We start from the raw sequence: 18685 nt of genomic DNA, 5'->3' as shown, positions 1-18685 counted from the left end.
GAAACGTTCGGGCGCACAGGAAATCTCTGCGTCACTTTACGTTTACTTTAAGGAATCACACTGAAACGGAAGATTTCCGATACCTCCCGGATGTATCGAAACAGGCTCATGTCTTTGCGCTGAATACCTCGCACCCTGCGAAACGCGGCATCAAGCCGCAGTGATTGTGCGGGCCACCACCACCATGCGTGGGTGCGAAGGGGGACCGGTGGCCACAGGTGAGCTCACGGGGAGAGTAAGACTATGGTCCGTGTCGAATGGGATGCCGAACTGGCGGTGCTGCGCGCGTCTCTCGCCGCATGTGTCGTCGGCGCCGGAGGCTCGGTGGTCATCCGCGGCCCGGTAGGGGTCGGCAAGACCGAACTGCTGCGCAGTCTGGCGCGTGAGGCGGCCGCGACCGGGGTCGCCTACGTCGGCGCCACCGGGTCGCAGGCCGAGCAGACCAACCCGATGGGGGCGATGACGCAGATCTTCGCCGGGCTGGACCTGCAGGAGGAGGAGGCCGCCCGGGCCCAGCGGCTGCTGGAGGCCGGCGCGCTCACCTCCATGCTGAACGGCAGCTACGACGAGTCGACGGCCCAGGTCGTCGTGCCGGTCCTGCACGGGCTGACCGGCATCATCCTGGCCGCGGCCGAACGGGCGCCCCTGCTGATCGGCGTCGACGACGCCCACTTCGTGGACACGGACTCCCTGGAGTGTCTGCGGTACCTGGTACGCCGTATCGACCACGCGCCCGTCCTCGTCGTGCTCAACGACAACACCACCGTCCGGCCGGCGCGGCCGATGATCTGGGCCCAGCTGCTCAGCCAGCCGCACCGCCAGCTGATCCGCCTCAACATGCTTTCGCCGGTGGGCGTCGCCGCCGTCCTGCGGGCCGAGGCGATCGACCTCGGGGACAACACCCCGGGGACCCTCTACGAGGCGACCGGCGGCAGCCCGCTGCTGCTCATGGCATTCGTCGAGGAGCTCCGGGCGGCACAGGCGCGCCGCCAGGCCGGCCATCCCGAGACGTCGATACCGGCCTCCGGGCACATCTTCGGGCAGGCCGTGCTGAACTGCCTGATGCGCAGCGATCCGGGCCTCCTGCCGGTGGTGCGCGCCGTCGCCGCGCTGGACGAGGCGGTGCCCGCCGCTTTCCTGGCCGAACTGCTGGACTGGACGACCTCCGCCACCGAGTGGGCCCTCGATGCCGCCACCGAGGCCGGTCTGATCTCCAACGGCCGTCTGCGCCACCGGCGTTCCCGCGAGGTGGTGCTGGACCTGATGGGCCCGCAGGAACGTGTCGCGCTGCACGCCCGGGTCGCCGGGCTGCTGGACCGGGCGGGCGCCTCGCCGGTGCGCGTGGCGCGGCACTGGGTGGCCGCGCGTCAGCCCACGCCGCCCGGGTCGGTGCCGGTCCTGCTGAAAGCGGCCGAGCAGGCGCTGGCGGAGGACGACAGCGGCCTCGCCCTCGACTGTCTGCGGCTGACCGACCGCGAGGAGGCCCACCCGGACGCACGCGTGGGCATCGACGCCTTGCTGACGCGCGCGAAATGGCGGCTCGACCCCGTCTTCGCGGAACACCATGTGGACAGGCTCCTGGACGCCTTCCGGTCCGGGCAGCTCTCCGGCGAGGACTCCCTGGCGCTCGTCGCGCCGCTGGAGTGGTACGGCCGGCCGGCCGAGGCAGAGGCGGTGCTGGCCCAGGTCGAGGCGTCGGCCGGGCCCGAAAGACCCGACAGCTCCTCGGTTCCGCTCTACAACGCCCGCATGGCGCTGGCGTACTGGTATCCCGGAGTGGTCGAACCGGTGAAGGAGCCGCCGGCCGCCTCGTCAGCGCGGTCCGTCACCGCGGCCGGACCGAAAACGCTGGCTGCGGGCCTCGTCCACACCGTCCACACCTCCGGATACACCGACGAGGTCGTGGCCGACGCCAAGGCGCTGCTGCAGAGCTGCCGCCTGGAGGACCACACCCTCTATCCCATCCTGATCGCCCTCGAGACGCTGATCTTCGCGGACTGCCTGGACACGGCGGCGTCCTGGTGCGACCGCCTGCTCGACGAGGCGCGACGCCGGTCGGCACCCACCTGGCTGGCCGTGTTCTCCGGACTGCGGGCGATGGTGAGCCACCGCCAGGGCGACCTGGCCGAGGCCGAGGAGCATGCCCTCACGAGCCTCCGGCAGATCCCGCCCAGAGGGCTGGGCATACTGATCGGCATCCCGCTGTCCGTCCTGATCATGACGGCCACCCGGGCGGGCGAGAACGAACAGGCTCTCAGCCATCTGAACATGGCGGTGCCGGACGCCATGTTCCAGACCACGATCGGACTGCACTACCGGCGCGCCCGCGGCCACTACTACCTCGCGTGCGGCCGCCATGAGGCCGCGATCGAGGACTTCGAGGCGTGCGGAGACCTGATGCGCCGCTGGGGCTCGGACCTTCCGGGCCTGGTGCCGTGGCGCACCGACCTCGCCGCGGCCCGGCTGGCGGGAGGGCTCTCCGCCGGCACCCTGGCCGCCGACCAGATCGCGCTGCTCGGCACCCAGAACGTCCGTACCCGGGGTATCACGCTGCGGGTCCTCGCCGCCTCCAGCGAACCGCGCAGCCGGCCACCGATCCTGCGCGAGGCGGTCGAGCTGCTGCAGTCCGGCGGGGACCAGCTGGAACTGGCCGAGACCCTGGCCGTGCTGAGCAACGCCCAGCACGCCCTCGGCGAGTACACGCACGCCCGGGTCATCGGCCGCCGGGCGCAGCAGTTCGCCAGCCAGATCATGGTGACCGTGCCGGAGCAGCGGCAACGCCCGCCCGCGGAGACGAGCCCGGCGATCGCCTCCCTGGCGGACGATCCGGCCACCTTCGAACTCAGCGACGCCGAACGCCGGGTCGCCTCGCTCGCGGCTCAGGGCTGCACCAACCGGCAGATCGCCCGGAAGCTGTTCGTCACGGTCAGCACCGTCGAACAGCATCTGACCCGGGTCTACCGCAAACTGCGGATCAACAGCCGCTCGGACCTGCCGGCCAGCTTGCTCTCCTGGGCAGGAGACCCGACCTGACGCCGTCCCCGGCCTCCCGTCCGCCGGGCTTGCCCGAATGACCGGGCGGAGAGCTGCGGACGGAGGAAGCGCGGAGGAGGGCGGCTGACGGAGGGGGACGGAAGCACGGAGGGGGACGGAGGCGCGGAGGAGGGCGGAGGTGCGGAGGTTAGGGGTGTCCGGTAGGGGGCGGTCGTCATTACGTTCTCGAATCCGGGACGCCATGGCGAGGCGCGGTTAGGAGCTGGCACCGATGCGGCCGAGCGAACGACAGTTGCGGGCGCAGCTGGCCTTTTTCCACGACTTCATCCGGGTGCAGGCCGACCTTGGCGACCCGTACGCCAAGGTGCTGAGCGTTCCGGAGAGCCCGTACCCCCATTTCGAGGAGATCCGGGCCCGGGGGCTTCTCCATCAGAGCTCCATCGGCGCCTGGGTGACCGCGGACCACGGACTCGCCAACCAGATCCTGCGGGACCGGCGCTTCGGGGTCCGGAAGGCCGGCGGGGAGAAACTCCCGGAGTTCATCGGCTTCGACAACTCGCTGCTCGGTGCCGATCCGCCGGACCACACCAGGCTGCGCCGCATCGCGGCCCCCACCCTCAACCCCCGCATGGCCGAGGGCTGGCGGTCCCGTATCCAGGAGATCTGCGACCAGCTGATCGACGATCTCCTGGCCGAGGACGGGCCGTTCGACCTGATGACCGCTTTCGCGCAGCGGCTGCCCGTCGCCCTGATCGCCGACCTCGTCGGGATCCCGGACCGCTGTCGTGACGACTTCCACCGCATCAGCCGCCGGATGACGCCGCTGCTGGAGGGCGTGGTCACCTACGAGCAGACGCAGAGCACCGAGGCGGCGATCCGGGAGATCACGGAACTCCTCGTCGACGTCATCGCGCAGCGCAAGGCCGATCCGCAGGACGACATGATCACGCGGCTGCTGGCACTGGTCGACGAGGGCAGCATGAGCATGGCCGAGCTGGTGCCGATGGCGACCTTCGTTCCACTGGCCGGCAGCGAGACCACCGTCAACCTGATCGGCAACGGGGTCCTGGCGCTGCTGACCCACCCCGAGCAGTGGCAGTTGCTCGTCGAGCGGCCCGAGCTCGCGGCCGGCGTGGCCGAGGAGACCCTGCGCTTCGACCCGCCCGTCCAGCAGTACCGGCGCATCGTCCACGAGCGGCTCGAGCTGGCCGGCTGCACGCTGCCCGTCGACGCGGAGCTGGCGGTCATGGTCGGCGGGGCCAACCGCGATCCGAAGGTCTTCTCCGACCCGAACACCTTCGACATCACGCGCAGCGTCGGCGCCGACACCCTGGCGTTCTCCGCGGGCATCCATTACTGCATGGGCGCGTCGCTGGCGAAGGTCGAGGCGGAGGTCGCGTTCCAGGCCCTGGCCACGCGGATCCCGCAGCTGCGCCGGGCGGGCCGGATCCGGCGCGGTGGTTCATTCATCATCCGCGGCATGGCCGAGTTCCCGGTGGCGGCACGTTGACCCCGGGCGGGGCGGACGGCGGGCCCGGGCCGCACTCCTGGACCACGCCTGGCGGGCCGCCGTCGTCCCACCGCGCGGGCGGGTTTCGGCAGCTGTGATCGAGCGGATACTGCCACCGTCCGTCGTCGTGGCCGAGTCCTTCGGGGAGCCGGCCGGTATGTCGCTCCTGCCCGAGGAGGAACCGCTCGTCGCGGCGGCGGTGGAGAAGCGCCGGCGTGAGTTCACCGCCGTGCGGCACTGTGCCCGGCAGGCGCTGGGCGCGCTGGGGATGCCGCCCGGGCCGATCCTCAGCGGTCCGCGCGGCGCCCCGGTCTGGCCGGCGGGCGTGGTCGGCAGCATGACGCACTGCGAGGGCTACTGCGCGTCCGTCCTGGCGCGTTCCTCGGAGTTCTCCGCTCTCGGGGTGGACGCCGAACCGCACGGCCCGCTGCCGGAAGGGGTACTGGAGGCCATCGGGCTGCCGGGCGAGCGGGCCCGTACCGGGCAACTGTCCGCGGAGGCTCCGGCGGTCTGCTGGGACCGGCTGCTCTTCAGCGCCAAGGAGTCGGTGTACAAGGCGTGGTTCCCGCTCACCGGCCGCCCCCTGGGTTTCGAGGAGGCGGACATCGTCTTCGACCGCCGCGCCGGAACGTTCACGGCCCGCATCCTCGCCCCGCGTCCACCGGTGGCCGTACTGACCGGCCGGTTCCTGGTGGACCCGCGGCTGGTGTGCACCGGCGTCGCCCTTCCCACGACGCGCGGTGCGGCCGGCTGAGTCACTCCCCCCGCGCCCCGGCCGCCTTCAGCAGGCCTCGGTGCTGTGTGCGTTCTCCTCGTCCAGCGGCTCCCAGCAGGCGGCGTCCAGCAGCTCGGGCAGGTCGGTGCGCCGCTTGACGTCCAACTTCCGGTAGACCCTGGTCAGATGCTGCTCGACGGTACTCACGGTGATGAACAGCCTGCGGGAGATCTGCTGGTTGGTGTGCCCCCGCGCGGCGAGCGCAGCCACCCGCCGCTGTGCTTCGCTGAGCACGTCGCCGTCCATGTCCCGTGACTCCCCGGCGTGGCGGTGCGGCTCCTGGGCCGCCGCGCCTGGCCGGGTGTTGGACAACGTCTTCTCTGCGGCTTGCGACGGCACGGGCGCCGCCCACGGGATGTCCGTCGCGGCGGAGGCTGCCAGGTGCCGGGCGACCTCGCCCGCCTCGGCGCCCCGCTCGTACAGCATCTCGGCGGCCCGCCGGTGCAGCCTCCTGCGCTCCTCGGCCGGCATGTCGGAGACGACGAGGCCCTGGATGCGCGGATGGCGGAGCCGACCCGAATCGGTGAGGCCGGCACCGCGCAGCAGCCGCATCGCCGGCGCGGTGGAGTCCGGCGGAACGCCGAGGAGTCGGCCGAGCAGTTCGGCGGACGCCGCCCGGTCGAGCACGGCCAGGGCACGCGCCACCTGCCGGACTCCGGGCTCGTGCCGGTAGAGGCAGCGGAGCACCGCCTGGTCGAAGGCGTCGCTGGGAACCGGCCCGTGAGTGCCCGCCTCCGTCGGGCCTCCGGCCTTCTCGTCGAGGAGAGCGCGGACGAGGAGCGGGTTGCCGCCGGTGACGCCGAGGAGACCGGCGGCCGCATCGCGCGCCACACTCCCGGCCCGGCCGTAGGCATCACGTTCGACGAGCCGGGCGACGGCGTCGACGGTCAGCAGCGGCAGGGTGTAACGCCGGAAGGAGGGCTGGCTGAACAGCTCGGCTCGTAACAGGGGATGGGCCGGACGCAGCGTGCTGGTCTCGGCCAGCACGATCATGACGGGTGCCCGCCGGAACCGCCGGATCACGTACAGCAGGCAGTGGAGCGAGGCCGCGTCCACGTGGTGGAGGTCGTCCACGACGATGGCCACCGGGTGCTCGTCACCCAGGCCGGTCAACGAGGTGAACACTCCGTGCAGGACCCGCACCCAGGAGGTGTCGTCCGAGGGCAGCTCCTCGACGGCCCCGGCGCGGGTGAGCCGCTCGAAGGCGACTGCCAGGAGCTCGTCGGTCTGGGCAACCGCCTCCGGTTCCAGCGGCGCGCTGTGCAGGAGTTGCCAGATCACCCCGAGCGGAAGGCTGCGTTCCGTCCTGGATCCGGCGGCGCGCAGGACCCGCCCGCCCACGGAGGCCATCCACTCCCCGAAGACCTCCAGCAACTCGGTCTTGCCGCATCCCACCGTCCCGCTCAGGAGCGCCACCTGCCCGCGTCCCTGCTCCTGGCAGGCACGGTACGTCCGCCGCAGCCGGGCCAGTTGTTCCTCGCGTTGCACCAGCACTGTGCGCGTCAGCCTCTCTCACCCCGTGACGCCGAGGCTCCAGGCATCGTCGTTCGGTGCCCGTTCCCCGCCATTCAGCCGACTTACCGGCCGGCGTACGGCAGCCGTGTGACGCCTCCTCCTGCGTCAGCCCTCTGCCGTTCTTCCTGGTCCGCGTCGGAAGTCTTTCATCCGGTTGAGTCGCGGGACAACGGCCCGAGGGCCCAACGGGCTGGGCCTGGCGGTGGGTCCGCGGGCCCACGCGATCTCTCGGGGCGGTGGGACGGCGGGGTGCCCGAACGTCACAGTTGCGGGCAGTTGACGGAGCCGGACGGGTCCCCGCCGGACGGCAACGGGGCCCGGCCGGTGCGGCGTTACGTCAGAGGGACTGGGCGACCGGTGCGGGCAGGACCGGGCGCAGCCGGGCGGGCGGGCCGGAGCGGCGTCGCCATTCACGTGGGTAGCCGACCGACACCTCCTCGAACCGCACACCGTCGTGCCAGGTGGTACGGGGGATGTGGAGGTGGCCGTAGACGACGGTGCGGGCGTTGTAGCGCAGGTGCCAGTCGGCGGTCAGGTCGGTGCCGCACCACAGGGCGAATTCGGGGTACCGGAGGATCCTGGTCGGCTCCCGCACCAGCGGGTAGTGGTTGACCAGCACGGTGGGCAGCCCGGCACACTCCTCGTCGAGCCGCCGTCTCGTCAGCGCGGCGCGGGCCCGGCACCAGTCGTCGCGTCGCGGGTACGGGTCGGGGTGCAGGAGGAACTCGTCGGTGCAGACGACGCCGGTCTCCTCCGCCAGGGCCAGTGCCTGCTCCCTGGTGCGGGTGCCCGCCGGACGCCAGCTGTAGTCGTAGCCGACGAACAGGGGGGCGATCAGGACCGGATCGTCCCCGGCGTCCCAGATCGGGTACGGGTCCTCGGGCGTCACCACGCCGAGGCGGCGGCACAGCGCCACCAGATACCGGTAGCGTGCCTCGCCGCGGAGCTGCACCTCGTCGTCGCGCGGCGTCCAGAGCTCGTGGTTGCCGGGGGCCCAGATCACCTTGGCGAAGCGGCGCCTCAGCAGGTCGAGGGCCCATTCGACGTCTGCGGCGTACTCGCCGACATCGCCCGCGACAATGAGCCAGTCGCCTTCGTTCTCCGGGCGGAGCTCCTCGACGAGGGCGCGGTTCTCGGCGTACACCACGTGCAGGTCGCTGATCGCCAGCAGCCGTCGGACGTCGGACCCGGCCACCGAACCTCCCGTGCTCCCACGACAACCGACCCGCGGCACGTCCTGATCCGCGTCACCGGCACACGGCCGGGCGACCGACGCTACAGACCGCCGGGCGACCGGCACACCCCTATCGGGGAGCCCGGCCCCCTACGCGCGGCCGGCCCGGGAACGGGCGGGGCGGGCCCCTCGGAACGCGCCGCCGATATAGGGGTGCGGAACGGGTGCAACGCGCCCACGGCACCGTGCGACCGTGCGAGCCTACGGCGAACCGCAAGCCGTCAACGTGGTGGGTGACTATGACCGATGTGATGTGGACCGCCCCGGATCCCGCCGAAGCCCCGGTGAACCGCAAGCATCCGCGCGAGCAGGTCGCCGAACTCCTCGACACGCGGGAGCTGGCACGCGGCGGTACCGGCGACCGTGCCACCGCGGCCCAGCACGCCAAGGGCAAACTGACCGCGCGCGAGCGCATCGAACTGCTCCTGGACGAAGGCACGTTCCACGAGGTGGAGCAGTTACGCCGGCACCGGGCGACCGGCTTCGGGCTGGAGGACAGACGGCCGTACACCGACGGTGTGGTCACCGGGTGGGGCGAGGTGTACGGCCGGCTCGTCTTCGTCTACGCCCACGACTTCCGCATCTTCGGGGGCGCGCTCGGGGAGGCCCACGCGCAGAAGATCCACAAGATCATGGACATGGCCATCCAGGCGGGCGCGCCCCTCGTCTCCCTCAACGACGGCGCGGGCGCCCGTATCCAGGAGGGCGTCAGCGCCCTGGCCGGCTACGGCGGCATCTTCCGCCGCAACACCTGGGCCTCGGGCGTCATCCCGCAGATCTCGGTGATGCTCGGCCCGTGCGCGGGCGGTGCGGCCTACTCCCCGGCGCTCACCGACTTCGTCTTCATGGTCCGCGGCACCTCGCAGATGTTCATCACCGGCCCCGACGTGATCCACACGGTGACCGGTGAACGGGTCACCCAGAACGGTCTGGGCGGCGCCGACGTGCACGCGAGCGTCTCCGGTGTCGCGCACTTCGTGTACGACGACGAGCGGACGTGCCTCGACGAGGTCCGCTACCTGCTGTCGATGCTGCCGCTGAACAACCGCGAACTGCCGCCCGCCGCGCACACCTCCGACTCCCCGGACCGCGTCTGCGAGTCCCTCCTGGACCTGGTGCCGTCCGACAGCAACCGCCCGTACGACATGCGCGCGGTGATCGAGGAACTCGTCGACGAGGGCGAGTACCTGGAGGTGCACGAGCACTGGGCGAACAACGTGCTGTGCGTCCTGGCCCGGCTGGACGGCCAGGTCGTCGGCTTCGTCGCCAGCCAGCCCCAGTGGCTGGCCGGCGTCCTGGACATCCCGGCCTCCGAGAAGGCGGCCGGTTTCGTGCAGTTGTGCGACTCGTTCAACATCCCGCTGGTCACGTTGCTCGACGTGCCCGGGTTCCTTCCGGGGGTCGACCAGGAGCACGGCGGGATCATCCGGCACGGGGCGAAACTGCTGTACGCGTACTGCAACGCCACCGTGCCGCGCATATCCGTGGTCCTGCGCAAGGCGTACGGCGGCGCGTACATCGTGATGGACTCCCGTTCGATCGGTTCCGACCTGGCGTACGCCTGGCCGACCAACGAGATCGCCGTCATGGGCGCGGAAGGCGCGGTGGACGTCGTCTCCCGCCGCGAGATCGCCGCCGCCCCGCATCCGGAGACGACCCGGGCCAGGAAGATCCGCGAGTACCGGGACGAGCTGATGCACCCGTACTACGCCGCGGAGCGGGGCCTGGTGGACGACGTGATCGACCCCCGCGAGACCCGCTCGGTGCTCATCGGCTCCCTGCGCATGCTCAGCAGGAAACATGCCGACCTTCCCCAGCGCAAGCACGGCAACCCGCCCATATGACATCGACCGCGTTCGTCGGCCGCCGGACACGGATCCCAGCGTTCGGAGGAAGCCGGGTGCTCGTCCGGGCCAACCGCTTACGGTCCCGTGACGTGCCGGTCCGTCGGCGGACGATTCCGCTCCTTGCGTCCTAACGTGGCCGTATGCGTGTACTGGTCACCGGCGGTGCCGGGTTCATCGGTTCGGAGATCGTGCGGACGCTCGCGTCCGCCGGGCACGAGGCGGTGGTGCTCGACGTCCTGCTCCCCTCGGCGCACGGCGGCACCCCTGCGCCGCCCGGCGGCGACGGCGAGCTGATCGTGGCGGACGTACGGGACCGCGAGGCCGTGGGTCGTGCACTGCGGGGAATCGACGTGGTGTGCCACCAGGCGGCGATGGTCGGCCTGGGGAAGGACTTCGCCGACGCCCCGGAGTATGTCGGTTGCAACGACCTCGGAACAGCCGTGCTGCTGGCCGCGATGGCCGCGGCGGAGGTCCGGAGTCTGGTGCTCGCCGGGTCGATGGTGGTCTACGGGGAGGGCCGCTACACCTGTCCCCGTCATGGCGGGGTCCGGCCGGGCCCACGGGCGGAGGCCGACCTGGTGGCGGGCCGGTTCGAACCGCACTGCCCCGACTGCGGTGCCGAGTTGGAGTCCGGGCTGGTCACGGAGGACGCTCCCGCCGACCCTCGCAACGTGTACGCGGCGACCAAGCTCGCCCAGGAGCACCTCGCCGCGGCCTGGGCGCGCGCGACGGGCGGGCGCGCGCTGTCGTTGCGCTACCACAACGTGTACGGACCGGGGATGCCGCGCGACACCCCGTACGCGGGTGTCGCCTCCTTCTTCCGTTCGGCTCTGGCCCGGGGGGAGGCGCCCCGCGTCTTCGAGGACGGCGGTCAGCGGCGGGACTTCATCCACGTGCGGGACGTGGCCGCCGCCAACGCGGTGGCGCTGGAGGCGGTCGCGGGACGCGGACCGGGCAGTTTCGCCGCGTACAACACCGGGAGCGGTGAGCCGCACACCATCGGTGAGATGGCTGCCGTGCTGGCCTCGGCCCACGGAGGCGCGGAGCCGGTGACCACCGGTGAGTACCGGCTCGGGGACGTACGTCATGTCACGGCGGACTCGCGACGGCTGCGGGACGAACTGGGCTGGAAGCCGGAGGTCGGGTTCGCCGAGGGCATGGCGCAGTTCGCCGGGGCACCGCTGCGGGAGGCGGCCGCGGGTCTGTCCGTCTGAGGCTCACGCCACGGGCAGGGTCACCTCGAAGCAGCAGCCGCCGGTCACGTTGCGGACCTCCGCCCGGCCGGCGTGGGCCTCGACGATCCCCCGCACGATGGCGAGCCCGAGTCCCGCGCCGGCCGGCGGCGTACGGGCATGGCTGCCGCGCCAGCCGGTGTCGAAGACCCTGGGCAGGTCCTCCTCCGGGATGCCGCCGCAGCCGTCGGTCACCGAGAGGATCACCCCGCCGCCCGTGCGCTGCGCGGACACGGCGACGGTGCCGTCGGCGGGGGTGCGGCGGATCGCGTTGATCAGGAGGTTGCCCAGGACCCGGTTCATCTCCTTGCCGTCGACCTCGACGGGCACCGCCTCGATCCGGTCGCCGACCAGCCGCACGCCGTGCTCGCGGGCCAACGGGTCCGCGCCGGCGAGCGCGTCGCCCACCAGGTCGTGGACGGAGATCCGCGTGGGGCTCAGGGTGAGCGAGCCGGCATGGATGCGGGAGAGTTCGAAGAGGTCGCCGACCATGCCGTTCATCCGCTCCACCTCGGTGCGTATCTGCCGCAGGTAGCGCCCCGAATCGACGGCCACGCCGTCCTCCAGCGCCTCGGACATGGCGCGCAGCCCGGCGAGCGGGGTGCGAAGGTCGTGCGAGATCCAGGCGACGAGCTCACGCCGCGAGGTCTCCAGGGCGCGCTCCCGCTCGCGTGAACTGTCGAGCTTGGCACTGGTGGCGGCCAGTTCACTCGTGAGAGCCGCGAGTTCGGCAGTGGCCGGGGCCTCGGGGGGCGCGAAGGTGCCGCCGTCGCCGAAGGAGCGGGCGGCGAGGGTCAGATCGCGGCTCCTCGCCGCCACCCAGCGGCCCAGCAGCATCGCCGTGACGAGCGAGACGACGGCGGCCATGGCGAGGACGGTCGTGACCACCGTCAGGTCGTGCGGCGACAGGAACATCGCCCAGGCGACGGCCAGTGTCCCGGCGAGCATGGCGGTGACCGCCACGGCGGCCACGACAGTCAGCGAGACGACGAGCGAACGGCGCCGGGACAGCCGCAGCACCAGTGCCCCGAGCAGTCCGGCCGCGGCGGCGCCCAGGAAGGCGAGGAGCGCGATGAGGAGGATGTCGGTCATGACGGTGTTCCGGAGGCGGAATCGAGGGAGGCGTCGGTGGCGGCCCTGCCCGGGGGGAGGTCCAGGCGGTAGCCGACACCCCAGACGGTGCGGATCAGTTCCGGGCGGGCCGGATCGGCCTCGACCTTCCCGCGCAGGCGGCGGACGTGGACGGTCACGGTCGACAGGTCCCCGAAGTCCCAGCCCCAGACCCCGCGCATCAGCTCCTCCCGGGTGAACACCTGCCCCGGGTGGCGCAGGAGGAAGGCGAGCAGGTCGAACTCCCGCAGTGTGAGGGCCAGCGCACGGCCCTCCCAGGTCGCACTTCTGGCCGCGGGGTCGAGGACGAGACCCGCGCCTGCGAGCAGCGCGGAACGGCCTCCGGATGTCGCGGCGGCCCTGACGCGGCGGAGCACGGAGTCGACGCGCAGGACGAGTTCGCGCGGGCTGAAGGGCTTGGTCACGTAGTCGTCCGCGCCCGTCTCCAGACCGAGGATGCGGTCGTCCTCGTCGCCCCGTGCGGTCAGCATGATGACGGGCACCGGTCCGTGCGCCCGCATGCGGCGGCATACCTCGAAGCCGTCCATCCCGGGCAGCATCAGGTCCAGGACGGCCAGGTCCGGTCGACGGGTGGCGTACTGCTCGAGCGCGGCGGGGCCGTTCGCCGCCCGGGCCACCTCGTATCCGGCGCTGCTCAGGTATCCGGCGACCACTTCCGCGACGGTGGGGTCGTCGTCCACGACGAGTACGTGGCCGCGCCCTCCCGGTTCCGTACCGGTCGCCTGCCCGGGCTCCTCCTCCGCCGGGGGCATCCAGCCGGCGGGGAGGGGCGGCGGGGTGTCCGGAGTCGTCTGCATGTCCCCCACCTTGGCATCCGAGGCGCGGAGTCGGGGACGCCCGTGTGCCGCTGCCCGGCGACGTCCACGTTTCGTAAGAATCTGGAACCCGAATTGTCCGTTTTCTCTCCGTAGGGTGATCCGGGTGACCCTTCCTCCCGATACTTTTGCCCTCCATGCCGACGTCGTCCTGCCGTGTCTGGACGAGGCTGCCGCGCTGCCCGCGGTGCTGGCCGCGGTCCCTCGTGGCTGGCGGGCAATCGTCGTGGACAACGGCTCCACCGACGGCTCGGCGGAGCTGGCCCGGTCCCTCGGTGCGACCGTGGTACACGAACCCCGGCGCGGGTTCGGCGCGGCCTGTCAGGCCGGGCTCCTCGCCTCCGAGGCGGAGTTCGTCTGCTTCTGCGACTGCGACGGTTCGCTGGATCCCGGGCTGCTGCCCGGCTTCGTCCGCCGGGTCGCCGACGGTGAGAGCGACCTCCTGCTCGGCCGCCGACGCCCCGCGGAGCGCGGCGCCTGGCCGCTGCACGCGCGGGCCGGCAATGCGGCGCTGGCCCGCATGCTGCGCCGCCGCACAGGACTGCGGCTGCGCGACCTGGGACCGATGCGGGCCGCGCGCCGGGCCGATCTGCTGGCGCTCGATCTCACCGACCGGCGCAGCGGCTACCCGCTGCAGATGGTCGTGCGCGCGGCCGACGCGGGATTGCGGGTCACCGAGACGGATGTCCCGTACGCCGCGCGGACGGGAAAGTCGAAGGTCACCGGCACCTGGCTGGGCACCTGGCACGCGGTGCGCGACATGCGCGCCGTGCTGAGCGAGCCGCCGGTCCGGGCGGGGGCCTCTCGATGAGGGCGTCCGATCCCGGCGCCGCCCGTTCGGGGCCGGCCGGTTCGACGACCCTGCTGGTCATCGCCAAGGAGCCGCTGCCCGGCCGGGTCAAGACCCGGCTCACTCCGCCCTTCTCGCCCGTCGAAGCCGCGCTGCTCGCCGAGGCCGCCCTGGGCGACACCCTGCGCACCGTCGGCGCACTGCCCGCCACGCGGCGGGCGGTCGTCCTGGACGGGGCGCCCGGACCGTGGCTGCCGCCCGGCATCGAGGTGGTGGGGCAGAGCGCGGGAGGTCTCGACGAGCGGCTCGCCGCCGCGTTCGCCGCCTGCGCGGGGCCGACACTCCTGATCGGCATGGACACCCCACAGGTCACCGCGGCCGATCTGGCCCCCGTACTGGGCCCCGGCGCCTGGGACGGCTGCGACGCCTGGTTCGGCCCTGCCGAGGACGGCGGCTTCTGGGCACTGGGACTGGCCGAACCCGATCCCGAACTCCTGCGCGGTGTGCCGATGTCCGTACCCGAGACCGGTGCCGTGCAGCGGCGCAGGCTGGTCGATGCCGGGCTGGCCGTTCGCGATCTTCCCCTGCTGCGGGACGTGGACACGGCGGCAGATGCCGTGGCCGTCGCGGCCCTCGCGCCGCACGGGCGGTTCGCCGCCGAGCTCGCCCGGCTGACCGGGACGGCGGTCCGATGAGCCGCACGGGACCGGACCGCGGCGTGGTGATCCCGTCGCGCCCGGACGTCACCCCGTGGAGCACCGACCCGTACGCCGACGCCCTGCGCAACGGGCACGGGCCGCTCTTCCTCCGCCGTACGGACGGCTGGCTGCTGCCCCTCGACGTCGAACGCTGGTGCGCCGACGCGGACGCCGCGGACCTGTCGGCGCTGCGGCGGTGCGAAGGCCCCGTCCTGGACATCGGGTGCGGGCCCGGACGGCTGGTCGCCGCACTGGCGGCCCGCGGCCACCGCGCCCTCGGCATCGACGTCAGCGAGGCCGCCGTCGACCGCACCCTGCGGCTCGGAGCTTCCGCCCTGCACCGGTCCGTCTTCGAGCCGCTGCCGGGCGAGGGGCGTTGGGGCACGGTTCTCCTCGTCGACGGCAACATCGGCATCGGAGGCGATCCGCGGCACCTTCTGCACCGCACGGCGGACCTGCTCGCCCCGGGTGGGCTCCTCATCGCCGAGACCGCGCCGCAGGACATCGACGAACGGGTCCGGGTTCGGCTCGACGACGGACGCTCCTCCGGCCCCGGACCGGCGCAGACCGCCCCGTTCCCGTGGGCCCGGCTCGGCACACCCGCGCTGACGAGGTACGCCCTCCCCCATGGGCTGCACTCCGTCGATCAGTGGGACCTGTCCGGCCGCTCCTTCGTCTCCCTGCGGCGCGGCCGGACCGTCCGGACCACCAGGCAGAGCCCCGAGACGAGGAACAGCGCTGCCGTGATCAGCAGCCAGTTCCCCAGGAACACATCGGGGGACAGCCCGCTCGCCGGCTCGTAGCGCTCCGCCTGCCGGGTGATCAACGGGAACCACACGAGCAGCAGCAGTCCGGAGATGAACGCCGGCACGCGGACGAAGTTCACCGGGACGGAACGCGGGCGGAAGGACCTGCGCAGCAGCAGGTCCGCGGACGTGTACACCGGAACCAGCACCAGGTCGTGCACGAGGGCCGCGCCGACGAACCACACGATGACGCCGAGCGTGTCCCCCGCCAGCAGCCGTACGCCGGCGTATCCGGCCAGGGCGAAGGAAGCGGCCATCAGGACGAGGTGCAGGGCGCCCTCCCCGTACCGACGCCGCAGGAGGGTGCGGAGGTCCGTTCTCTTCACAGCTCTCCGAACGTCAGCCGGGTCACCCATTTGGTGTTGAGTACGCCGGGTGCGGCCGGGACGATGATCCGCGCCGGGTATCCGTGATCGGGTGACAGTTTCTCGCCGTTGACCTGCATCGCCAGCAGCGAACGCGGGTCCCGTACCTGGTTGTCGCGGAGCGCCGCCACGCGGAACGCCCCTCTGCGCTGCACCGATTCCACCAGCACCCCGGGTGGCTGGTCCGGGTACCCGGCGAGCGCCGCCAGGTCCCGCAGCCGTACGCCGCGCCACCACTGGTCGGAGGTGGACCAGCCCTCCACGCACGCGATCGGAAGCGCCGCGCTGTGCTGGCCCATGGCCAGCAACTGCTCCCGGGTGAACCGGAGGTCCCCGGCCGGCCCACTGACGGTGAGCCACCAGCCCTCCCCCGTATCGGCCGCGGTGACACCGACGGCGGCGGCCGTCTTGTTGATCTGGAAGCCGTTGGGTCCGGAGCCCGGCTCGGCGGCACCGTGCGGGGTGAGCACCGCGAGACGCCTCAGCGGTCCGTCGAAGCTCCGCCCGGCCGAGGTGACCAGGAGGACCGATGAGCCGGCACCCACCATGGCCAGCGCGCCGCGCCGGGACAGGGTCGGCGCGGCAGGAGCGGGGGCCTCCAGCCGGTCACCCCGAACCGTCCCGCTCAGTCCCCCCGACCGCAGCACCCGAACGGCCTGCGGCACCCGCAGGCCCGCATGGGCGAGGAACGCGGCGAAGAACACCCACGCCCCGTAGAAGTGCAACGGGTAGAAGGAGCCCGGAAACAGGTACTCCAGCTGGATGTTGAGCAGCCCGGTGAGGAACTGGAACAGCGCACCGCCCACGAGCAGCAGCAGCGAGATCCTTTCCAGCGCGTGCCCGAGGGAGCGGACCGGCGGCAGTGCGAAGAGTCTGGGAACCACCGACCACAGCTTTGCCAGCAGGACCGGGACGAGCACGACCCCCACGGTGACGTGGAGGCCCTGCGTCAGCCGGTACAGCCAGTGCGGCCCGGTCGGCCAGGCGAAGAGGTAGAAGCCGAGCAGACCCTTGCCGGGCGTCTTGTCGTTGACCGGATCCAGGTCCGGGTTGTAGGCGGCGTACGACAGCAGGCCCGTGACGAAGAGCAGCGTGATCCCGACGAGCAGGACGAGGCCGAGCACCGCGGTGAACGGGACTCCCCGTACGGGACTGCGCCAGAACCCGGGCGCCGAGGGAAGGCGTTCGGGGAGCGTCGCGGCCCGTCCGGACGGGAGCCGGAAAGGGGAATCGGGAGGTGTCGGACTGTTCCGACGGCGGTCGCCCATGTCCCGACGCTATGCCCGCGGGACCTGGGCGGGGCGGGTGCGACTCCTGACGAAACGATGACGTCACCCCTCGGAGCGTACGGGCCCGGCACCCGCCCCCTCCTGCCCGGAGGCCCACCGAAGCAGTCCGGAATCTGACGGTTCGGTGACGCGCCCCGCCGGCACCCGCCACCGCCGCCCCGCCGTGCGTACGGTGCCTGCGTGAAGACCGAGGACCGCACCGCGCACATCCCCGAGCCGACCGCACAGCGCTCCGGGCACCGCCGTGACCTCGTGGCCGTCGGCGCCGGCATCGTGCTGGTCACCGCCGCCGTGCTCGTCGGCCACGCCATCGAGAACGCCGACCACACCCTCTACGTCCGCTGGGCGCCCCTGCTGGCGACGTGGTACCCGCACGTCGGCCCCGGGACGGTGGCCGCCCCCGCCGTCGCCGTGGCCGTCGTCGTGTACGGCCCCGTCCTCGCCGGCCGGCTGCGCCTGCGGACCCTGCTCCTCACTTGCTACGCCGCCTCTCTCGCCTGGGTCTTCTCGCTCGCGCTGATCGACGGCTGGGAGCGTGGCATCGCCCGACGTCTCACCACGAAGCACGAGTACCTGGGAGTCATCGGCCGCTTCGACGACATCGGTGCCGCTCTGCAGGGCTTCGACGACCACATCCTGATCGGACCGCCGGGCAACTGGCCCGCCCATGTCGCCGGACACCCGCCTGGCGCCACCCTCACCTTCGTCCTGCTGGACCGCGTCGGGCTCGGCGGCGGCGCCTGGGCCGGGGTCTGGTGCATCGTGACCGGCGCCTCCGCGGCGGTGGCTGCCCTGATCGCCGTCCGCGCCCTGACGGACGAGCACACCGCCCGCCGCGCCGCGCCGTTCATCGTCCTCGCGCCCGTCGCGGTCTGGGCCGGCACCTCGGCCGACGGCTACTTCACCGCGGTGGCCGCCTGGTCCATCGCCCTGTTCGCCCTGGCCGCGACCCGCACGGTCCGCAGCCCGGCAGCCACTGCGCTGGGGGCGGGCCTGCTGTACGGCCTGGTCTGCTACCTCAGTTACGGTCTGACGCTGATCGCGCTCCCGCTCCTCGCCGTCCTCGTGCTGACTCGCACCGCACGGCCACTCGTTCCTTTCGTGCTGGGAGCACTGGCGGTACCGGCCGCCTTCACGCTCGCGGGCTTCAACTGGTGGGAGGCGTACCACCTGCTCGTCGATCGCTACCACCAGGGGGCGGGGGGACTCCGGCCGTACTCCTACTGGGTCTGGGCGAACCTCGCCTGCACCGCGATCGCCGTCGGACCTGCGACGCTCGCGGGCCTGCGCCGGACGGCGGAGGGTGTCCCCGGAGCCGTACGCGCCCTGCGGACCGGGACGACGGCTTCGCCGCAGCGCCTGGTCCTGTTCGTCTCGGCGGCGTTCCTCGCGCTGCTGGCCGCCGACCTGTCCGGGATGAGCAAGGCGGAGACGGAACGGATCTGGCAGCCCTTCATCCTGTGGCTGCTGCCCGCCACCGCCCTCCTGCCCGTTCCGCGCCGACGAGGCTGGCTGGCCGCACAGGCGGTCGTGGCTCTGACGGTCAACCACGTGTTCTGGACCGGATGGTAGGCACGGGGCCGGACCGGATGCGGCACGTCCGCGCGTCTGCTTGTGGCGGCAGGGCGTCCAGCCCTGTCCGTAAGGCTTGCCATCACCCTCATGTTTACGCAAACATATCCAT

At 72.3% G+C, this 18685-nt stretch carries 14 protein-coding genes; 9 read left to right on the top strand and 5 right to left on the bottom strand.

The genetic code is table 11. The features are described 5' to 3' along the window. Positions 1-243: 243 nt before the first annotated feature. From ACFW9O_RS34365 to ACFW9O_RS34355, 3 genes are all read left to right on the top strand, one after another. Positions 244-3033 (top strand): AAA family ATPase, encoded by a 2790-nt coding sequence (locus tag ACFW9O_RS34365; protein WP_384614865.1) that lies wholly within the window; start codon positions 244-246, stop codon positions 3031-3033. A gap of 232 nt (positions 3034-3265) precedes the next feature. After that, the gene (locus ACFW9O_RS34360; RefSeq protein ID WP_384614863.1) at positions 3266-4504 is read left to right on the top strand and encodes a cytochrome P450; all 1239 of its coding nucleotides are present in this window, start codon (positions 3266-3268) and stop codon (positions 4502-4504) included. Positions 4505-4598: 94 nt separating this feature from the next. Next, positions 4599-5258 carry a 4'-phosphopantetheinyl transferase gene (locus ACFW9O_RS34355; RefSeq protein WP_384614862.1) on the top strand — a complete coding sequence of 220 codons (660 nt, stop codon included), beginning with the start codon at positions 4599-4601 and terminating at the stop codon, positions 5256-5258. A 27-nt stretch (positions 5259-5285) separates the two neighbouring features. Here ACFW9O_RS34355 and ACFW9O_RS34350 read toward each other — a convergent pair whose 3' ends face one another. Then, entirely contained in the window at positions 5286-6767 is a 1482-nt protein-coding gene (locus ACFW9O_RS34350) for an AAA family ATPase (protein ID WP_384614861.1), read from the bottom strand. Positions 6768-7131: 364 nt separating this feature from the next. Then, positions 7132-7989, bottom strand: coding sequence for a metallophosphoesterase family protein (locus ACFW9O_RS34345; RefSeq protein ID WP_384614859.1), 858 nt, complete (start codon positions 7987-7989; stop codon positions 7132-7134). A 290-nt stretch (positions 7990-8279) separates the two neighbouring features. Between ACFW9O_RS34345 and ACFW9O_RS34340 the strand changes: the two genes are divergently transcribed. Further along, on the top strand, positions 8280-9872 hold the full coding sequence (locus tag ACFW9O_RS34340; RefSeq protein WP_384614881.1) for an acyl-CoA carboxylase subunit beta: 1593 nt from the start codon (positions 8280-8282) through the stop codon (positions 9870-9872). A 143-nt stretch (positions 9873-10015) separates the two neighbouring features. Next, the gene (locus ACFW9O_RS34335) at positions 10016-11089 is read left to right on the top strand and encodes an NAD-dependent epimerase/dehydratase family protein (RefSeq protein ID WP_384614857.1); all 1074 of its coding nucleotides are present in this window, start codon (positions 10016-10018) and stop codon (positions 11087-11089) included. Positions 11090-11092: 3 nt separating this feature from the next. Here the strand turns inward: ACFW9O_RS34335 and ACFW9O_RS34330 are convergent, their stop codons facing one another. Both ACFW9O_RS34330 and ACFW9O_RS34325 read right to left on the bottom strand, forming a co-directional pair. After that, positions 11093-12199, bottom strand: coding sequence for a sensor histidine kinase (locus ACFW9O_RS34330; protein ID WP_384614855.1), 1107 nt, complete (start codon positions 12197-12199; stop codon positions 11093-11095). Beyond that, positions 12196-13035, bottom strand: coding sequence for a response regulator transcription factor (locus tag ACFW9O_RS34325; protein ID WP_384614853.1), 840 nt, complete (start codon positions 13033-13035; stop codon positions 12196-12198). Before ACFW9O_RS34325 ends, ACFW9O_RS34330 begins: the two co-directional genes overlap by 4 nt. Positions 13036-13150: 115 nt before the next feature. Between ACFW9O_RS34325 and ACFW9O_RS34320 the strand changes: the two genes are divergently transcribed. Genes ACFW9O_RS34320 through ACFW9O_RS34310 form a run of 3 tightly spaced genes read left to right on the top strand, consistent with a single transcriptional unit; the run spans position 13151 to position 15344 of the window. Continuing rightward, complete coding sequence (locus ACFW9O_RS34320; protein ID WP_384614852.1) at positions 13151-13864, top strand: glycosyltransferase family 2 protein; 714 nt, start codon at positions 13151-13153, stop codon at positions 13862-13864. Next, the gene (locus ACFW9O_RS34315; RefSeq protein WP_384614851.1) at positions 13861-14538 is read left to right on the top strand and encodes a DUF2064 domain-containing protein; all 678 of its coding nucleotides are present in this window, start codon (positions 13861-13863) and stop codon (positions 14536-14538) included. The genes ACFW9O_RS34320 and ACFW9O_RS34315 overlap by 4 nt, the downstream gene beginning before the upstream one ends. Then, positions 14535-15344 carry a class I SAM-dependent methyltransferase gene (locus tag ACFW9O_RS34310; protein ID WP_384614849.1) on the top strand — a complete coding sequence of 270 codons (810 nt, stop codon included), beginning with the start codon at positions 14535-14537 and terminating at the stop codon, positions 15342-15344. The genes ACFW9O_RS34315 and ACFW9O_RS34310 overlap by 4 nt, the downstream gene beginning before the upstream one ends. Before the next feature lie 325 nt (positions 15345-15669). Here the strand turns inward: ACFW9O_RS34310 and ACFW9O_RS34305 are convergent, their stop codons facing one another. Beyond that, positions 15670-16980 carry a molybdopterin-dependent oxidoreductase gene (locus ACFW9O_RS34305; RefSeq protein WP_384614847.1) on the bottom strand — a complete coding sequence of 437 codons (1311 nt, stop codon included), beginning with the start codon at positions 16978-16980 and terminating at the stop codon, positions 15670-15672. Between the two features lie 201 nt (positions 16981-17181). Here ACFW9O_RS34305 and ACFW9O_RS34300 point away from each other — a divergent pair, with 201 nt between their 5' ends. Then, positions 17182-18573 carry a hypothetical protein gene (locus tag ACFW9O_RS34300; protein ID WP_384614846.1) on the top strand — a complete coding sequence of 464 codons (1392 nt, stop codon included), beginning with the start codon at positions 17182-17184 and terminating at the stop codon, positions 18571-18573. The last annotated feature ends 112 nt before the right edge of the window (positions 18574-18685 follow it).

It is taken from the genome of Streptomyces sp. NPDC059499 (assembly GCF_042749285.1).
GTDB lineage: Bacteria > Actinomycetota > Actinomycetes > Streptomycetales > Streptomycetaceae > Streptomyces.
Note: the sequence above shows the minus strand (reverse complement) of the source record. Positions and strands in the feature narration are given on the sequence as shown.